The sequence below is a fragment of the Paenibacillus sp. FSL H3-0329 genome, from assembly GCF_037963285.1.
GTDB lineage: Bacteria > Bacillota > Bacilli > Paenibacillales > Paenibacillaceae > Paenibacillus_AQ > Paenibacillus_AQ odorifer.
Map to the genome: position 1 here is coordinate 2459380 of NZ_CP150150.1, position 17924 is coordinate 2477303.

At 45.1% G+C, this 17924-nt stretch carries 16 protein-coding genes; 12 read left to right on the forward strand and 4 right to left on the reverse strand.

Annotated elements, in window-relative coordinates:
• Nucleotides 1-18 precede the first annotated feature (18 nt).
• The 6 genes from NSQ66_RS10570 to NSQ66_RS10595 all read left to right on the forward strand — a co-directional run bounded on the left by NSQ66_RS10570 (nucleotide 19) and on the right by NSQ66_RS10595 (nucleotide 6135).
• Complete coding sequence (locus tag NSQ66_RS10570) at nucleotides 19-1575, forward strand: extracellular solute-binding protein (protein ID WP_036689363.1); 1557 nt, start codon at nucleotides 19-21, stop codon at nucleotides 1573-1575.
• A 162-nt stretch (nucleotides 1576-1737) separates the two neighbouring features.
• Nucleotides 1738-2136, forward strand: coding sequence for a hypothetical protein (locus tag NSQ66_RS10575; protein WP_076140937.1), 399 nt, complete (start codon nucleotides 1738-1740; stop codon nucleotides 2134-2136).
• Nucleotides 2137-2279: 143 nt separating this feature from the next.
• The gene (locus tag NSQ66_RS10580) at nucleotides 2280-3452 is read left to right on the forward strand and encodes a serine hydrolase domain-containing protein (RefSeq protein ID WP_076140938.1); all 1173 of its coding nucleotides are present in this window, start codon (nucleotides 2280-2282) and stop codon (nucleotides 3450-3452) included.
• Nucleotides 3453-3591: 139 nt separating this feature from the next.
• Nucleotides 3592-4323 (forward strand): ABC-2 family transporter protein, encoded by a 732-nt coding sequence (locus tag NSQ66_RS10585; protein WP_256720255.1) that lies wholly within the window; start codon nucleotides 3592-3594, stop codon nucleotides 4321-4323.
• Nucleotides 4320-5102 (forward strand): ABC-2 family transporter protein, encoded by a 783-nt coding sequence (locus NSQ66_RS10590; protein WP_036689373.1) that lies wholly within the window; start codon nucleotides 4320-4322, stop codon nucleotides 5100-5102. Before NSQ66_RS10585 ends, NSQ66_RS10590 begins: the two co-directional genes overlap by 4 nt.
• A gap of 34 nt (nucleotides 5103-5136) precedes the next feature.
• On the forward strand, nucleotides 5137-6135 hold the full coding sequence (locus NSQ66_RS10595) for an ATP-binding cassette domain-containing protein (protein WP_249267665.1): 999 nt from the start codon (nucleotides 5137-5139) through the stop codon (nucleotides 6133-6135).
• Here the strand turns inward: NSQ66_RS10595 and NSQ66_RS10600 are convergent.
• A complete protein-coding gene (locus NSQ66_RS10600) occupies nucleotides 6126-6695 on the reverse strand; it encodes a TetR/AcrR family transcriptional regulator (protein ID WP_076140940.1) in 570 nt (189 codons plus the stop codon). The two genes, NSQ66_RS10595 and NSQ66_RS10600, sit on opposite strands and share 10 nt — an antisense overlap.
• A gap of 163 nt (nucleotides 6696-6858) precedes the next feature.
• Here NSQ66_RS10600 and NSQ66_RS10605 point away from each other — a divergent pair, with 163 nt between their 5' ends.
• The 3 genes from NSQ66_RS10605 to NSQ66_RS10615 are packed head-to-tail and all read left to right on the forward strand — an operon-like array spanning nucleotide 6859 to nucleotide 9072.
• Nucleotides 6859-7797 carry a 2-dehydropantoate 2-reductase N-terminal domain-containing protein gene (locus NSQ66_RS10605; protein WP_076100852.1) on the forward strand — a complete coding sequence of 313 codons (939 nt, stop codon included), beginning with the start codon at nucleotides 6859-6861 and terminating at the stop codon, nucleotides 7795-7797.
• Nucleotides 7798-7824: 27 nt separating this feature from the next.
• A complete protein-coding gene (locus tag NSQ66_RS10610; protein ID WP_036689381.1) occupies nucleotides 7825-8466 on the forward strand; it encodes a histidine phosphatase family protein in 642 nt (213 codons plus the stop codon).
• 15 nt (nucleotides 8467-8481) lie between these two features.
• Nucleotides 8482-9072 carry a class I SAM-dependent methyltransferase gene (locus NSQ66_RS10615; RefSeq protein ID WP_076100850.1) on the forward strand — a complete coding sequence of 197 codons (591 nt, stop codon included), beginning with the start codon at nucleotides 8482-8484 and terminating at the stop codon, nucleotides 9070-9072.
• 70 nt (nucleotides 9073-9142) lie between these two features.
• On the opposite strand, the gene NSQ66_RS10620 is transcribed toward NSQ66_RS10615, so the two are convergent.
• Nucleotides 9143-9238 carry a sporulation protein YjcZ gene (locus tag NSQ66_RS10620; RefSeq protein ID WP_197069771.1) on the reverse strand — a complete coding sequence of 32 codons (96 nt, stop codon included), beginning with the start codon at nucleotides 9236-9238 and terminating at the stop codon, nucleotides 9143-9145.
• 112 nt (nucleotides 9239-9350) lie between these two features.
• Nucleotides 9351-10751, reverse strand: coding sequence for an RsmF rRNA methyltransferase first C-terminal domain-containing protein (locus NSQ66_RS10625; protein WP_076140941.1), 1401 nt, complete (start codon nucleotides 10749-10751; stop codon nucleotides 9351-9353).
• Nucleotides 10752-10908: 157 nt separating this feature from the next.
• On the opposite strand from NSQ66_RS10625, the gene NSQ66_RS10630 reads away from it, so the two are divergent.
• From NSQ66_RS10630 to NSQ66_RS10640, 3 genes are read left to right on the forward strand one after another with little or no spacing between them, the layout of a single operon-like run.
• On the forward strand, nucleotides 10909-12045 hold the full coding sequence (locus NSQ66_RS10630) for a glycosyltransferase family 4 protein (protein WP_036689393.1): 1137 nt from the start codon (nucleotides 10909-10911) through the stop codon (nucleotides 12043-12045).
• A gap of 6 nt (nucleotides 12046-12051) precedes the next feature.
• Nucleotides 12052-13404, forward strand: coding sequence for a DNA repair exonuclease (locus NSQ66_RS10635; RefSeq protein ID WP_076140942.1), 1353 nt, complete (start codon nucleotides 12052-12054; stop codon nucleotides 13402-13404).
• Nucleotides 13394-16633, forward strand: a complete 3240-nt coding sequence (locus NSQ66_RS10640) for an AAA family ATPase (RefSeq protein WP_076214304.1) — start codon at nucleotides 13394-13396, stop codon at nucleotides 16631-16633. The genes NSQ66_RS10635 and NSQ66_RS10640 overlap by 11 nt, the downstream gene beginning before the upstream one ends.
• On the opposite strand, the gene NSQ66_RS10645 is transcribed toward NSQ66_RS10640, so the two are convergent.
• Complete coding sequence (locus NSQ66_RS10645; RefSeq protein ID WP_076214307.1) at nucleotides 16620-17741, reverse strand: hypothetical protein; 1122 nt, start codon at nucleotides 17739-17741, stop codon at nucleotides 16620-16622. The two genes, NSQ66_RS10640 and NSQ66_RS10645, sit on opposite strands and share 14 nt — an antisense overlap.
• Nucleotides 17742-17924: the final 183 nt, after the last annotated feature.

Consider the following 17924-nt stretch of genomic DNA (forward strand, 5'->3'; position numbering starts at 1 on the left):
CAAGGAGAGGGTTATATTATGAAAAAATGGATTGGCATCTGTCTGGCTACCGTAATGGGTGCTACCGTTATTGCAGGTTGCTCGGACAAGGACAAAGAAGAGACTGCCGGAGGTTCGTCAAATACGCCGCAGAAAACTGAATTCTCGATCTCGATGCGGACGCTGGCTTTTAACTATGTTGAGAAATCACCCGACTTGAATAAGGACAAATGGGTGAAAAAGCTGGAGGAGATGACAAACACAGACTTGGATATTGTGTTGGTTCCTCATAAAGAGTTCGAACAGAAAATGGTGCAGATGTTCGCCACTAATGATATTCCGGATGTCGTTCAAGGCTCGGGCGGCGTAAATGGCAAGGAAATGGCTGGTTCCGTTGAAGCTGGTGTGTTCATGCCCTTGGATGATCTGCTGCAGCAAAACGGCCAGAACCTTTTGAAAGTAATCCCGAAGGAAGCTTGGGAGAACGTCACCTATCAAGGGAAAATTTACGCAATACCGGAGTTTCTGTCCAATCCCTCCCGCCGGGCGACTTGGATTCGCAAGGACCTGCTGGATCAAACCGGCTTGCAGGTTCCAAAAACGGTCGATGAGTACTTGACTGTGTTGCGTGCCTTCAAAAAGCTGGGGATAGAGAACCCGTACATGGGCCGTCAAGACTTCAAATATGCCGACGCTTTCTTTGGCGCTTATGATGTTTTTCCGTACCTGACTATGTTCGAGGAAGTAAACGGCCAGGTTCAGCCGAAGTTTATGGATAGCGAAAATATGATGAAGGCGTTACAAACCTACAACACCATGTATACAGAGGGTTTAATCAACAAGGAATTTGCCACCATTAACCCGACCAACTACAAAAATGCGATTCTCTCAGGCAAAGCGGGCATGTGGACGATGAATGCCAACGAGCTTCTGCAGTGGGAGCAACAATTGAAGGCTACGACGCCATCCGCCAAGCTGGAGATTATTCCTTCGCCAGTTGGACCTGATGGAAAAGGAGGCTCCTACTTGTACGGCTCCGCCACGCGCACCTACTTTATCAAGGAAGGTACGAAAAATGCTGCGGATATCGTGAAATTTTTTGACTGGATGTTGAGCGAAGAGGCTGAGACCTTCTTTACCTTTGGGATCAAGGACGAAACCTATAAGGAAGAGAACGGCAAAATCGTGTACACTTCTCCTGCGGATTCCGCTGCTATAGATGAGGAGCGCTACCGCCAGTCTTTCCTCTGGATGGTGCAGGATACTACTTATAATAAGGGTGTCCTTAACATGACAGAAGAAGGCAGAAGCTTGATCAATGTATATGATACTATTCTGGCTAATGAAGGCCGTGACGGAATTCAGTTCGACCCGCGGCTAGATGCCTTGGTGAAGAATCCAGACATTGCACCTAACTCGGACACGGCTCCTCCGGTACTGCTGACGCACATGGTAAAGATGGTATATGGCAAGGAACCTATCAGCGACTGGCCGAAGGTTGTGGAGGAGTGGCTTTCTAAGGGCGGTAACGATGTCATCAAGGAAGCTACGGAAAAATATAACAACAAAGCAGGCGTCACCATGCCACGCAGATAAACTTATCCTCCAGGGGAGTTGGAATTCAATTTAAGGGCTGCCGGGAGGTAGCCTTTTTAGTTAGGACCAGTTTACTTTAATGCAATATCCAAAGTATGGATTATATGGTAAGTTAAATAGAGACATTCTAATGAACTATATAAAAAGAAACGGAGTGATTTCATGAAGATGCGGAATTCAAAATTTTTATATTATCTTGTCTGGATCATAGTGGGGGCGCTCTTATTACATTATGGAAACTCGCTGATTAGTCATTACACTGAAGAGGCACAAAAGAACTATCAATTAGAAAATACTGTATGGATCACGGCTATTGTCCCGTTTGTCTATGGGATCTATCTGGCGTTATTAGAAGGATTACCTAAAGCTTTTATTGTTAATTGGCCGCTGTTGTTTATTGCGTTTCTTCCAAGTTTACTTCTGCTTATGTATCCAATTTTAGTAATGTATTTTAACATTTCGAACATAGAGATCTACAAATTTGCAAGCATACATGATGGGGTAGTATTTGGTCTGGTTAGTGGAATGGCACTAGTTAAATCTCTAACGACAAACCGTTAACGAGATTACAGCATTGCTGTTACAGAATTATTGGAGCAGTATAAAATAGTTATATGTATAATCACCCTTTCAATTATTTGGGTTTTATTGCAAGATATTTATGCATCATGTATTTTATTGAATAATAAGGGGGACTGCGAATAATGTTATCATCCACAGAGCTTAGCAAGCTGAACGAAGTGAATTACAGGGAGGACCGATTAGAGGCACTTAATCATTTTTATGAGGATCTCTGTAATAAGAAAGTAGCCGATGGCTATATTTATTCTCTTAGTCGTTATGGAAAAATATTTGCTAATGGAGCGGGGGGACGCTTCAGTTACGAAGAAGATAGCGACCAAGAATTGAAAACGGATACAATTTTTCGAATCGCTTCTATTACCAAGCTGTTTACGGCAACAGCGATCTGGCAGCTTGCAGATGATGGAAAAATTTTTATGGGACAACCAGTTAGTTCTATTCTTCCAGAGTTTGATGCCGACCCTTTTAAGCCGATTACAATTGCTCATTTACTGACTCATACCTCCGGCATCGCACCTGATCCTGGCACTATAAGTGATACTTACTATAAAAGTGCATGGTGGTATATTTATGAATCAGAGCTTGGAAAAGAAAACTGGATTAAAGCTGGACTTTCCTATGGCATTCGTTTTCCGGTAGGGACTCAATGGATGTATTCCTCGTTTGGATACGTGGTTCTTGGTGCAATTATTGAGAAAATAACAGGTGTTTTTGCAGAAGATTACATAATGGACCACATTGTAAAACCGTTAGGCATGACAGATACTTTCTTTGATATACCGCCTGAGAAAGCTGGTAGGATCGCTATTCGTTCGGAAGAAGCCAAGGAATATCTTCAGAAGCTGCAAAACGGGGAAATTACGGATGAAGAACAAAGGTCTGAGGAAGAAATCAAGACTCCCGGAACTGGTGGGGGACTGTATTCAACCGTTAATGATCTACAAAAGTTCGGAATCATGCTGCTTAACCATGGGGAATACGAAGGGGGTCATGTCTTAAGTCGGATGGCTGTTCAGAGAATGACCAAGCGGTTCAATTCTGAAAAAATTCCAAACTACGCATGGGGAGATGGAGGAGCGGATAGACCATACGGTCTTGGGCCAGACCTTCGATATAATGAAAGTACATCTTATTCTGAAGGCACTTTTTTTCACGAAGGATGGGGGTCTTGTTCTTTGGTCGTTGATCCGGTAGAAAAGCTGATTGCCGTTTGGTATATCCCTTTTCATAAAAATATATGGGACGGTAGAGGGATTTTCGGTACAAACAATGTGATCTGGTCCGGACTCGAATAAGAAAAAGACTTTTTTTATGTGATATCTATAGATAGGCAGGATGTGACTTATGTTTGAGATGATAAAGCACCGCTTTCGCATTATGAGGGCGGTTGCTTTTGTTACTTATAAGGAATGGAGTGCGTACAGGACGCATTCGATGGTTTCTATTTTTGTAGGCCCAGTGTACTTTTTAGTGCAGTATTATATATGGAGCGCTGTTTATAGCGGGGAATCTTACATCAACGGGATGTCACTCTCCCAAATGCTTTCCTATTTTTGTGCTACGATGTTGATCAACTATCTGACTATGGATTTTGCTGATTGGAATTTACAAATGCTTATTCGTACCGGGAAATTCATTACGTTTTCGTTAAGACCGCTAAATCATATGTTCTTTGCTTTATCTCAGAAGGCAGGGCATAGGGTACTTGGGCTTTTGTTTGAATTTTTACCCTGCTTTATGATCTTTTTCTTTATTTTTCATATTGATGTCTTACCCGTAAATTTACTATACGCGATTCTTTCAATAGCTATGGCGTTTATGATGAATTTTTTCATTCATTATAGTATTGGAATGGTCGCCTTTTGGATGGTGCAATCCTCTAGTATTCGTAATTTTTTTAATCTCTGCGAAGGGATATTTTCAGGATCGCTGATTCCATTAGTATTTTTCCCAAAATCCTTACAAATGGCATCCTTTTTCTTACCCTTTCAATATACGGCCTTTCTTCCAGCAATGGTCTATACAGGTAGCTATACTTTAGCTGATATAAGCTTACCTATTCCTCAAGTATTATTGCTGCAGCTCATAGCCGTAATTATTGCCGGAGTTGTCTGCCGGGTGCTGTATGCGGTGTCGCTTAAGCATTTTACGGGGGTGGGCGCATGAAACGTATGTATCAAATATATAAAACCTGCATGAAGGCGAATATTGCTTCTGCTATCACTTATCGTGTTAACTTTATTCTTAATAGTCTTATCATGCTCATAGGGAATGTGCTGTTTCCTCTAGTAACGGTATTTATTTATAATTCGAATGCTTCATTTGCAGGATGGACCTTTAAAGAGGCGCTGTTAATTCAATCCGTTTTTATTCTGTCTACGGCTTGTGCCGGGATTTTTTTTAACGGAATTATGTGGAATACGATGTCTCATGTTGTAGAAGGGACTTTGGAAGTGGTATTAATTAAACCGACCTCGAGCCTTTTTCTGCTGTTGGCCAGATCTTTTGAGTTCGAAAGTATCGGGCTTTTAGGTGGAGGAGTAATCATGTTCGTATACGCACTTAGCGGAATCGATGGGATGACCATAGGCTCTTGGTTATTGTTCCTGTTGTTGTTTGGTGCAGGGCTGCTTGTTATGTTCGGTGTGGCGCTTATTGTGGCAGCGATTTCCTTCAAATGGGTGGCGAATTCCCGCTTGCCGGAGATGTTTGAGAGCATTAAGTCTTTTGGACGTTATCCAGGGACGATTTTTCCTAAGGCAGTCGTAGCTGTGAGTTCTTTTCTGTTTCCGGTCTCCATGATTGCCTACTTTCCAGCATCTACACTGATTGGCCGATGGGAACCCTATTTTTTTATAGCGATTATTCCTTGTGTATTATTTGCTGCCTTCGGAATTTGGCTCTATACATATATGCTTCGCAGTTACAAAAGCGCCGGAGGATAAAAGATTAGTTAAGATCTAAGAAGGAGAATTTCACTTGGACATTATTACCGTCAAGAACTTAACCAAGCAATATGAAACCTATCACCGTGGACAAGATGCAAAAAGTGTATTTAAAAGTCTGTTTCACCGTGAAAAATCGATAATTACCTCTGTAGAAGATCTTTCGTTTAGTGTTGGAAAAGGAGAAATCATTGGCATTCTGGGTCCAAACGGTGCAGGGAAATCTACGACTATTAAAATGCTGACAGGCGTTCTCTATCCTACCTCGGGCGAAATAAATGTTCTAGGGTACAACCCTCATAAGCAGAAAAATCAATATGTAAAACAAATCGGGGTATTGTTCGGACAGAAATCGCAGTTAATATGGGACATTCCCCCTTTGGATAGCTTTTATATGAACAAGGAAATCTATGATATTCCTACGAACGACTTTCGTACAAGACTAGACCGATTTGTAAACATGTTTGAGATTGGCGATATTATTACTAAGCCCACGCGCACCCTTTCCCTGGGAGAACGAATGAAATGCGAGTTTATTATGGCGATGCTTCATTCACCACCTGTGGTTTTTTTAGATGAGCCAACGATCGGGCTGGATGTAATAGCTAAACAAAGAATCAGAGAATTCATTAAGCAAATGAATCAGGAAGGCACCACATTTATTCTGACAACACATGACTTGGAAGATGTAGAGCGTTTGGTTCAAAGAGTACTTATAATTCATCAAGGGAAAAAAGTATATGACGACAAGTTCTCTGAACTTCGACTGCATCTGGGTGCCCAAAAAGTAGTTAGGCTTTCAGCCGCCACAACTATTGGAAATATTGATCTGCCTGGCACTCAGATATCGGAAAGAATATCGGATTACGAAGTGGAGCTGCTGATCGATACCGAGCAATGTAAAATGGGCGAGTTTCTGCATATTCTTAGCGAAAAGGTAGAGATCCTTGATATATCCATTAAGGAGATTCCCATTGAAAAAATTATCAGCTCCATTTATGAGATGGATATGGGAGAACATATTCAAGCTTGAGAACGGATCATCTGCAGATTTAGATCGAGCATGGACCATAACTTTTCAGTGATCTCTTTTGCAGAGCAAGGATTACTATGGGTAAACCACCATTCAATCACTCCGACAGTCGCCGAACTTAAAAATTGCACAGATATATCTTTACTCAGCTCATCGAGATTAAAATTGTTTTCTAAAAATTGTACCTTAATCTGCTCATTTATCATTTCTTGTAATTGGTTTCTAAAGGAGAGCAGAGCTTTGTTTCTTAATAAAATCTTATAAAAAAGAGCATTCTCCTCCAATTGTTCCAGCGTGCGGAGCAATGACGCCTTCGAGGGATTGGGTTCGGTTTCATCCTCCACTGCGGAGCAGCTTTCGATTAGTTGCTGGAGCTGAGCCTCCAGGCATTTATCCATCAGATCGTATTTGTCCGCATAATGGGAATAAATCGTTCCGCGGTTTACATCAGCACGCTCTGCGATTTCGTTGATCGTTATTTTTTCAAAATCTTTTTCAGCCATCAGTTGAATTAACGCATTCATGATGGCTGTTTGGTTTTTTTTAATTCTTCTATCCATGATAAGACTCCCTTTTTATTAAACAATGTATTGTATTTTGTTGAAAAATCAACAAAACCGGTCAAACTAACGATTGAACCCTACCGGAGATGTGATAATCTGATTTTATCGAACAGTTGATCAAAATTCAACAAATGTCTAAAAAGGGATAGAGGAGCTAAATATGAGAGTTTTAGTTTTTGGAGCGGGAGTATTAGGCAGCTATCTTGCGCATGTTCTAGTGCGTGGGGGAAATGATGTCACCATGCTTGCCAGAGGAAAGCGAGCAGAGCAATTGACGAAAGACGGACTTGTGCTTCGCCATTATTTTCAAATTAAAAACACTGTGGATACAGTAAAGGTCATCTCTACGCTTAGATCCGATGATCTCTATGATCTTATTTTTGTTGTTATGAAATATAATGATTTTCCATCTGTGTTACCTATTCTAGCTGAGAATCAGAGTCTGAATATAATTCTTGTGGGGAACAATGGCGATGCTCTTGGCATGCAAAAGGATCTCCAGGAAATGAGCAATGTGAGGAAAAATATACTCTTCGGATTTCAACTTAGTGCAGGAATTCGGGAAACGAGCGGTCGTGTTATTAAAATACACGCAGGAGGGCAAATGGTACTTGGCAGTTTAGACGGTGAGATTCCAATAAAACACTTACTGGAAAAAGCGTTTGAGAACGCTAAGTATAAGCTAACTTATCATGAGGATATGGATGCTTGGCTCAAAAGTCATATCGTGCCAATAGTGGCTTTGAACTCCCTTAGTTATCTGCATGACGGGGATTTGAAAAAGGTATCTAAAGATAAGAAGCTATTAAAACAAGCCATTTCAGTAATGGACGAGGGGTTTCAAATCATGGAGCAATTAAGCTATACTGTTACTCCAGCAGGTCAAGTTAACTTTGTTCGAAAGCACAAGCAGGCTGTATATTATGGTCTGGCAATAATTCATAAATTACCGTTTATGAAATTAGTGGACGGTTCTTTCAGCGAAATAGCGGCTTTGTTTAATTCATTTGATATTTTGAAGCAACAAGCAAACATTGCAACGCCCAATTGGGATCAACTTAAAAAACAAGCGTTTTCGAAGTTTAATGCAAATGTATAACAATCTTGTTCAGGAGGTATACAATCGATGGCTATATATTTTATAAGGCATGGAATAGATGATGAAGGCTTTCGTGGGGGTTGGAGTCAACGTGGACTTGTAGTAGAGGGATATAGACAAGCCGAACGTCTTGGATATTATCTTAAGGAAAATCAATCTAGCTTTAACATAACCCGTATTCTTTGTAGTGATTTGCAACGTGCGTTAGATACAGCAAATGAGATCGCCAGAGAGCTTGATTTGCCTGTTGAAAGCAGCCAGTATTGGAGAGAAACGAACAATGGTGTAATCGCTGGAATGCCTCATGAAATCGTAAATGAACGATACCCGGGTCTTTATTTCTCGGCTTTAAGAATGGATGAGAGATTTCCAGGAGGAGAAAGTCCTCAGGAATTTTTTACGCGAATAAGTTCAAGTTTCTCAAAACTATGTAATGAACTGGAGAGTACTGATCCAAATGAAAATGTAATTGTGGTCACTCATGGTGGCGTAATTAATGTTATATACCATATTTTAAAAGGGCTAACGTGGACGAATAAGAATGCTCATTTCCCGACTTCATATACTAGTATTCATAAAATAGAGTATCAAGTAGATAAGTGGGCAGTTACAGCAGAAAATCTTACGGAACATATATCAAGTGATCAGGCTGCTGGTATGGCCAATTGATTGGGAGGTATAAATATGGGTTTATTGAATGCGCTGATTGAGCAAGCCAAGAATCCTAGAGGGTTCGTAGGAAATATCATGATCAAAATCATGAATCAGGCACATACCAGCATCACAACATGGGGACTTAGAAAAATAGAAATTAAGAGCGGCGATCCTATCCTGGACATAGGCTGTGGTGGCGGTCAAACTATACATACGTTAGCAAAACAAAATAAACAACATGAAATTTACGGCATAGATTACTCAGAACAAGCTGTAGAGACATCTATTCAAAAAAACAATAAGGCTGTAATCGCTGGTAAGGTGAAAATTAGTCAGGGAGATGTGTCAGCGTTACCGTTCAACGATGGATTTTTTGGGACGATCACAGCGATTCAGACACATTATTTCTGGCCGGACCTCGAACACGATATAAGTGAAGCATTTAGGGTGCTGATGGCAGGCGGTACATTTGTTATTATTTCTGAGATCTATAAAATCAATTATCATATGAAGCAATTCACTAAGAACGAAGAGATGGAGCAGTTATTTCGGAAATCGGGCTTTCAGACGGTAAATATTCACGAGAATAACAAATGGAGATGTTATGTTGGAAAGAAATAAAGCGGCCGCACCGCCCCAAAAAGGACGACACAGCCGCTTCGTTTCACCAGCTATTTAAGCCGGGAAGGTATTAAACAAACAACGAACGGGAAATGATGACCAGCAAGATGAAAAGTACCAAAATCGCTCCGGTCGAAGTGAAGGCTCCTCCATGAAATTCACCCATGATTTATTCCTCCTCAACTTATGTCTTCTTCTCAATTGCTGTGACTGATGTCGCAGCTTTCTGAGATAATGACATCATATGCCGAAGAGGGCCTGTTGTACTGGTCTATGGCCTATTGCTCGTCAATATGGGCTTTTAGGATACGTAATCCTTTAGGAAGATGATTTTTAAGCTGCCCTAAACTCGCTTTGCCCCAACTAATCGGCAAACCATCTAAAGTTACAAGTGTCCATCCATGTAATTCGCTGGGGACAGGCAGGCTTTCACCACGTAGCCAAGCATGTATTTCCGGGCCATCACTGCTGAGATCAAAGCTTCGTGAAGCTTGTATGGGCTGTAGTGCCATAGCTAATGCATGAGCAGGTTCAATCCGATTTTTCTTCAAATGGGCGATATGTAGTCCAGCTCGTGGAATACGCAGTCCGTCCAGCAGCCCGGTATGGAGATTGCCATTAAAGGATTCTGGCAGCAAATAAAGGGATTCGCCGAAGAGCAGTGGCACACCTTGGCATGAAAGACCAGGCAGTTCTACCGCAGCCCAGTCTTGAAAAAGCTGGTAGGCATCGCGTACAGAAGAATTAGTTTTTGGGTTGTTTTTACTTCGGCGTTTTTTGGCGTTGTGGTTGGCATCATCATTCACGGATGCAGTGTCAATTTGCTTACGCAGGAGTGCTACAAAGTGACCTTCGCCCTTTTCTAAATGCGGCCAAAGGCGTTTGCAGGTGAGTAGTTCCATATCGGGGTAACTAGCCGTCAATCGAGCAATGGTTTCTTCATTCTCTTGACGGTTAAAGGTGCAGGTAGAGTAGGCTAAAGTACCCCCTGGTTTAAGCATAATGTAGGCGTCTTGCAGGATATCCCATTGTCTCGCTGCGCACATAACTACATGAGCAGGAGACCACTCTTGAATGGCTTTTGGATCTTTTCGGAACATGCCTTCTCCAGAACAAGGAGCATCCAGCATAATTCGGTCAAAAGCTTGCGGGAAACGCGCAGATAGCTGTTCTGGTGTTGCACAGGTTACGAGGGTATTCTTAATGCCCAGACGTTCAACGTTCTCTGCTAGAATTTTTACGCGTTCCGGATGAATCTCATTAGAGATTAAGAGGCCTTGTCCCTGCATTAAACCAGCGATATGCGTAGTTTTACCTCCAGGGGCTGCTGCAAGATCGAGGACGGTTTCACCGGGTTCAGGTGCCAGCAGTTCAGCTGCGGACATTGCGGAAGGCTCCTGAATATAATATAGTCCAGCGGCATGGTAAGGATGCCTGCCGGGTCGAGCGGGCTCATCATAATAAAACCCGCCCTGGCACCATGGGATAGGTTTCAAATTAAATTGTGAGACTGTACGGTCCACCGCAACTTGGCCTATGGCTGAGGTGCTTTTTAGCGGATTAAAGCGCAGTCCTTGAGTTCGTGGTGCTGAATAACTTTCTAGAAAAGCATCTGCCTCTTGCCCCAGCATTTCTTTAATAGATGCGGTGTAAGAGGCAGGCAGCTGTTCTTCCTTCATAGCTCATTCTCCTTTTTCTTAGTTGCTGTTTCATGTTTATACCGATAAAATCAAGGTATGGGGAACGTAATCGTACCTGAAATTCTACATATATTCAACTATATCATAATTGCCAAGTCTTACAGTACACAGGGCAATTGTAAAGGGGATGTACCATATGAATTTGCTGCAAGCGCTCTTCTTCCCGCCGGAGCAACCCGGTGGTGTATCATCTATGATCCCTTATCTTCAGGAAAGATTCCGTTCAAGCCGTTGGGAGATGGATTTGTTTTGGCTGCCTAAGCGGATTCGCAATAAGGGGCATGAGGAAGTAATATTCGAGACGTTTGATTGGACGCAGTATGGAGAAAGTCCGATCGTTCAGAAATATATTCAGACCTATCGTGATTATTTATGGTGGACTAAACTGCGGATGAGTAAGCCCTATGATCTTATTCATTCTCATCATCCGATTGCGGGCTTAGCAATGAAAAAAGTGTTCCCTGATACTCCGTTAATTCATACCCTGCATTCCAGTTACGAGCGGGAATTGATTCTAAATGGAGCGATTTCCGAGGATGGCTTGGAGCATCGTTTTCTAGTCTCACTTTATCGTGAGCTTGAGCATGTTAGTGATCGATTAATGACGGTGTCGCGATCTTTTGCAGATTATGTGGCCCCTTATATTATTGATCCTTCTAATATAGGTGTTATTCCGAATGGTTTTGATGAAAAAAGATTTAAGCCTGTTCCGCATGATAATGCTATTCCGCAGCTAGTGACCGTGACACGTCTGGTTCCGGCTAAAGGAATAGATATATTACTCAAAGCTTGCGCGGAGCTTAAAAATCGCGGCCATGAGTATGTACTGCATATTATTGGCGATGGTCCTTCACGTGCGGATCTGGAAAAGATGGCCCAACATTTAGGGATCTATAATGAAACGATTTTTTACGGATATACGCTGCACCCTGAAGAATTCATGCCATTTTTTGATATTTTCGTATTGCCCTCTCGGGCGGAGGCGTTCGGTTCAGTGTTTGCGGAAGCGGCACTTAGCTGCCTGGCTTTAGTGGGGACAAATGTGGGCGGAATACCGGAGCAGATTGAAGATGGTGTGAATGGTTTATTGGTCAGTCCTGATGATGAGATTGCTCTTGCTGACGCATTAGAGAAGGTGATATCTGATCCGGCTTATCGTTATGAGCTTTCACGTTCCGCTTGGGATAAAGCAAAAAGCCTATATTCGTTGACACGAGTTGCTAATGAACTTAAAAAAACCTATTTACAGTATCCCTCAGGAACGAAAGGGTGAGCAGCTATGATTCCATTTCGCTTTCTGCATACTGCTGATTTACATCTGGATAGCCGTTTTGCCGGGCTGGCGCATATTTCGCCAGCCATTCGTGCTTATTTACGTGAGTCTACCTTTGCCGCCCTCGGGCGGCTTGTCCGCGTTGCGATCCAAGAGAATGTTGATTTTATTGTCATTAGTGGAGATGTGTACGATGTTTCAGATGCTTCATTACAGGGACAGCTGCGATTTCAGGAAGCGCTCAAAGAACTCGGTGAGCACGGGATTAACGTGTTCCTGATTCATGGCAACCACGATCCGCTTGACGGACTGCGTCTGACAACGGAAATGCCAAAGCATGTTATCGTATTTGGCGGAGAGAAGCCAGAACACGCTACAGCTTACCGCCGTATAGATGGCCAAGAAGTTGCCATCGTTAGTGGAATCTCTTATCCAACGGCGAAAGTGACGAACAACACAGCTGTAACCTTTTCTCGTATACCTGGCAGCCGCCTGTTTCATATTGCGATGCTGCATGGCAATGTAGACGGTGATTTGCTGCATGAGACCTATTCTCCTTGCAGTCGCAGGGACCTTATCGAACGGGGTTTTGATTATTGGGCGCTTGGACATATTCATAAACGGAGTGTACTGCATGAGAAGCCTGTGATTGTGTATCCAGGCAATATACAAGGGCGCAGCATTAAGGAAACCGGTGCTAAAGGCTGTTATATTGTGGATGTAGATGAGGCTGGAAGATCCGCTCTGCAATTTCATGAACTGGATTTCGTTCGCTGGCAGGTTAGAGACCTATCTATAGAAGGATTAAGCAATGAAGCAGAATGGATACAGAAAGTGGAGCAGGTTATTGAAGACATCCGCGCGGAGTTCCCGGAGCTCATGTCGGTGGTCAGATTTCGTCTGATTGGACGAGGGGACGTACATAAAGTATTGGCTGAAAAAGGGGCGGCAGAGGATCTGCTGTCAGAACTCCAGCGCCGTGAGGCGATTAGGGCTGAGCGTAAAGATTACAAAGGGCTTGTCTGGACCGAAGGGTTCGCCATCGAGTCCAGCTTAGCTATTGATCGCCAACGCTTATTGGAAGAAGATAGTTTTCTTGGAGAAATGCTGCGCATTGCAGAGCATACGGAACATTCTCCGGAAGCGCTCGAAGAACTATTAAATAGTGCGCTTAAACCGCTATTGGAGAATCAGGAGCTGCGTAAGCTGTTGTCTATGACTAGTCAAGAAGAGAAGTTGAGCTGGCTACGTGGTGCAGCAGAGCAGGGAATCACGATGCTTGGTGGGATGGATGATACTGTTGAAGCGGCGGAAAGTCTTTCGTATCTACAAGCCGGAGGGCAAAACGATGAAAATTGAACATTTGCATATCAATGGCTTCGGGCGTCTTCACAATCGAGAGATTCATTTAACGCAGGGAGTGACCGTACTTTATGGGCGTAATGAAGCAGGAAAAAGTACGACACTGCAATTCATACGCTCTATGCTGTTTGGAATTCCAAGCCGTGGAAATCCCTTGGAAAGGTATGAACCTATGCAAGGTGGATTGCATGGGGGGACCCTGAAGATACGTGACTGTGATGATGGTTTGTGGACCATTCGCCGTTTTGCTTCAGGTGCTGAGGGATCAGGAAGAAATGAAAAGCTGAACATTACAGTAAATCATCCAAATGAAACGACTCAAGAGCTAGGACAAGCTGAAATGGAAAGACATTTACTTGGGGGGATCTCTAGGAGTATGTTCCAGCAATTGTTCGCAGTTTCACTGGACGAGCTGCAGGAGCTTGCTGCCCTTCAATCTGAGGAGATGAGCAGCTTTCTTTTTCATGCAGGTATGGGCGGTGGAGGTGCAATCATGCGTGCGGAACGCCGTTTGGTGCAGGAAGCTGAGAAGCTGTACAAACCTCGTGGCAAGCTGCAAGAAGCAGCAAAAGTTGTGCAAGCCATTGAAAAGCTTGAGCGCCAAATGGTTGAGAGCCGTTCTTATCTCCCGCGATATAACGATAATATAGTGGCATTGAGGGCAACGGAGTCGGAGCTAGATGAATTGGAGCAACAGCGTAAGCTCACTGGAGAGCAGCTAGTGATGTTTCGAAAAGCACAGGAAGTCCGTGAGCTGTGGTTAAAGTGGAGCGAGGCTCAGCTAGAGCTGCAAGGATTGCCATTGATTTTAGCCTTTCCTGAAGAAGGGGCAACTCGCTTTCAGGCATTTGAAGGAGAAATTCGTAATGCACAGGGATCAGTAGTACGTTATGAACGTCTTCTAAGCGAGCTTACTATTGAACTGGCAAAGAACCCTCCAGATGAAGTATTAGCAGCGCAGGGGCCTGCTTTGGAGCGGCTGGACCGGCATCGGAGCAGTTACGAGAACCGTAGAACGGAAAGACAGCGGCTTGAGGGAGAATTAACAGCGCTGAATGAGCATTTGCGGCGAATTCTGCGCGGCATTGATGTGAGCTGGGGCTCTGCAGAGCTGACTTCATTCTCCGGTACAGCAGCGGATCGTGAAGCTGCACGGAAGTTTGCGGCGGCGTTCGCTAGTTATGACCGCCGCATGGAGGCGGAGGGTGCAACGCGGCAGTCGTTGCGATCCCGTTTGACCGCTGCTTCAGCGTCACTCCAAGCGGCAGAACGGGCGCTGGCGCGTGAGCACGCTACCGGCGCGGAATCTTTTGCGCAGCTGGCTCCGCGCAGCGCCCGTGAAGTGCTGCAGCTGTGGGACGAGCTGCAGCAGGCGGCCGAACGCTGGCGCGAAGCGCAGCTCAGCGAAGGGCCAGCGCGCGGCGCCGGAAGTGACGGCCTTGGCGCGAAGCGCATGGCCGCGCTCTACCGGCGCCTGCTGTGGGCTGGGGCAGCACTAACCGTGCTGCTGCCCGCAGCGCTGTGGCTGACCGGTGCTCCGCCGGCCAGCGCCGTGCTTGCGATCGGCCTGCTGGGTGCGGCCGATCTGGCCCTTTGGGCCGGCTTGCGCGGAGCGCGCCGGCCGGAAGCGTCCCCGCCAGAGCATGGCGGGGACGTCAGCGCAGCCGCAGCCGAGATGCTGCGGCTGCGGGGGCAGCTGCTCTCCGGGGCGGAGCCGGAGAGCGTTGTGCCGGGGCGGCGGACGGCCGCCCCGGGGTCCAGCCCTGACGCAGGCGGGCTGGAGGCCTCCATGAGGGAGCTTCGCAGGCTCATGGAGGCTTGGTCAGCTTGGCGGCAGCGCATCGAACGCTATGCCGCCGAGCGTGATGCCTGCCGCACGGAGCTGGAGACGCTGGCAGGCCAAGAGAAGCTGCTCGCTGAAGAAATGCACCGGGCGGAGGCGGCATTCACGGAAACTGCAGAGCAATATGAAGAATGGCTTCGCCAACGCAGGCTGCCAGAAGGATTATCTCCTGAAGGGCTGCCGGATATTTTTGCTATGGTTGAACAAGGGAATGAGCTGCTGCGCCAAGAGAATAAACTTTCCTTACGATTGAAGGAGCTGGAAGCAGAATGTAATGTGTTTGAGGAGGAGCTGCTTGCTCTTATTTATGAGTCCGGTGCTGATCTTAGCGACGAGTCTGGTGTAGCGGCAGCTGGCTTTGAAATAGATCCGCAAGAGGGGAAACGAGTATCTGCATTAACCTTACTAAGCTGGCTGGAACTGCGAAAAAGAGCATGGGATGATCTGAAAAAGGACTTGATTCGCCGGGAAACTATGCAGTCAAGATTGCAGGATGTGGATGAAGAACTTAAGGAGAGCCACAGGATATTAGGTGAGCTGAGAGAACAGCGTGAGCTTCTGATACAGGAAGGCGGGGCGAGTGGTGGAGAGGATTTCTTACGCAGGTCAGCAGCTGTGCAGCGGCGCAGTGATTTGAATAAATCGATTCGCCAGTGGGAGCTTGCTATGTTCGGTGGTTGGGAGGAGGAGCGGGTTGCTGCTCTGCTGGAACTATTAAATCATCATGATGCAGAAGCATTGCAGCTGGAGCGGTCATTGGCTGAAGAGTTGATGGAACGGCAGGAAGAGGGTTGGAACACCCTGCTGGAGCAACGAGGCAAGCTGCTTCAGGAAAGGGAGTATCTGAAGGAGCGCTGCGTGGAGGATTCCGTTATTCAGCAACTGGAAGAGCAGAGAGCAGCCTTGCGGATGGTGGCTGATAAATATGCAGTGGCAGCAATAACTGCCGAACTAATCGGGCGAACTCGCCGTGTGTATGAGCAGGAGAAGCAGCCACAGGTATTACTGCTTGCCTCAGACTATTTCTCCAAGCTGACGGAAGGGGAATATAAAAGGGTTGTTATGACACTAGGGCATAAAGAGCTGAAAGCTGAACACAAGGACGGGGGACTACTGGACAGTGGACTGCTCAGCCGAGGGACGGCAGAACAGCTGTATCTTGCCATCCGGCTGGCACTGGCAGAGACCATGTCACGGCAAGTATCGCTGCCGCTGTTATTCGATGATCTCTTCGTTAACTTTGACGAGTCTCGTCTTCATGCTGCGCTTGGACTTCTTGGAGAACTGTCGATCTCCCGCCAGATTGTGATGATGACCTGTCACAAGCATGTGGCGGAAGCGGCAGCACGTATGATTCCTACAGCAGCGGTTATTTCCGTGTAGTTCGGGTGATTGGTTTTACGGATACGAGACTGTTCCCCTTCTCCTTTGAGTTCGATGAAGTATTACTACCTGGTGGAGAGGACCATGGCGTGCGCAGCAGCTTGACAGCCCAGACCAATGATAAACCTCCGAAGATTGGGTAGAACACGGAGAGCAGTGAACTAAAGCCAAACTGGCTCAGTAAATAGCAGACCAACATCAGAAGTGGTGTGATTAGTGCAGTTGATAGGGGAAGCCGTTGCTTAAGCTGTACAGCTACTCCATAAATATCGGCCACAAAAGTGCTGAAGATCTCCAAAAAGATCAGTAGGAGATATATAGTTTGCACTACAGTACCCAACCGGACGGCGATGCTGCCCATCGGAATTTCAAATTTGAGAATCCCTGGCATCTGTGAGCTCATTGCGAAATGTGCGGCGATCAACATAAAACCAATCCCGGTACCCCCAATAATACCGCCCCATACAAGGGATTTTTCTTCCTCTGTGTGACGAGCCATAGGGACTAAAACAGCTTGTGCCATCCCTAAATTAAAGGCGGTGTAGAGCAGCGGTGACATCCATGCGCCAAAGAGAGAGCGATCGTTATCAAGGAACAGGAACCGTCCAGCTCCCGGAATTTGAAAAGTATTAAAAATAATGATAAGTGACAGAGTAAGCATTAAAGGTACAACAATACTGTTCATTTGCAGAATACCGGAAATCCCTCGTTTTAGCAGAAAGTATGAACCAAACAACGTGATAATTAGTCCAGTCTGATAATGAAGTCCGAGATGCTCCTGAAAAATAGCGCCGGCCCCTGCAAGCATAATACTGTTTACTCCGATCAGGACGACCATCGTGAACAAACTGATGGTGCTTCCGACCTGTTCCCCGAAGAGGTGGCGGTTAAAGTCTTCATAGGATTCCGCTTCTATTCGCCGAGCAATGACCATCATTTTTGTACCCAGCCATATGAACAATATAGTTGAGAGCAGGATGGTCAGGACTGCCCAGTGCCCGTAACGTGTGAAAAATTTTAATATTTCCTGTCCGGTGGCGAATCCGGCTCCTACAATGGTGCCAATATAAGTGAAAGCGATCTGTAATGTTCGGACATGTGATTTCATGGCTCCCCTCCTAATAGTTTTACGAAGCTAAAGAAAAATCATAACGAGTGCTATGCAGGATAACCTTGTGTACTCTGTATAGTACAGGTTATGATGAGGATCAGTAGGACATGACTTCCGTCGTAATTGCTTTATGATCAGTGATTAATTTGTACGGAATGTCTGCGATTATAAAGGGTATTG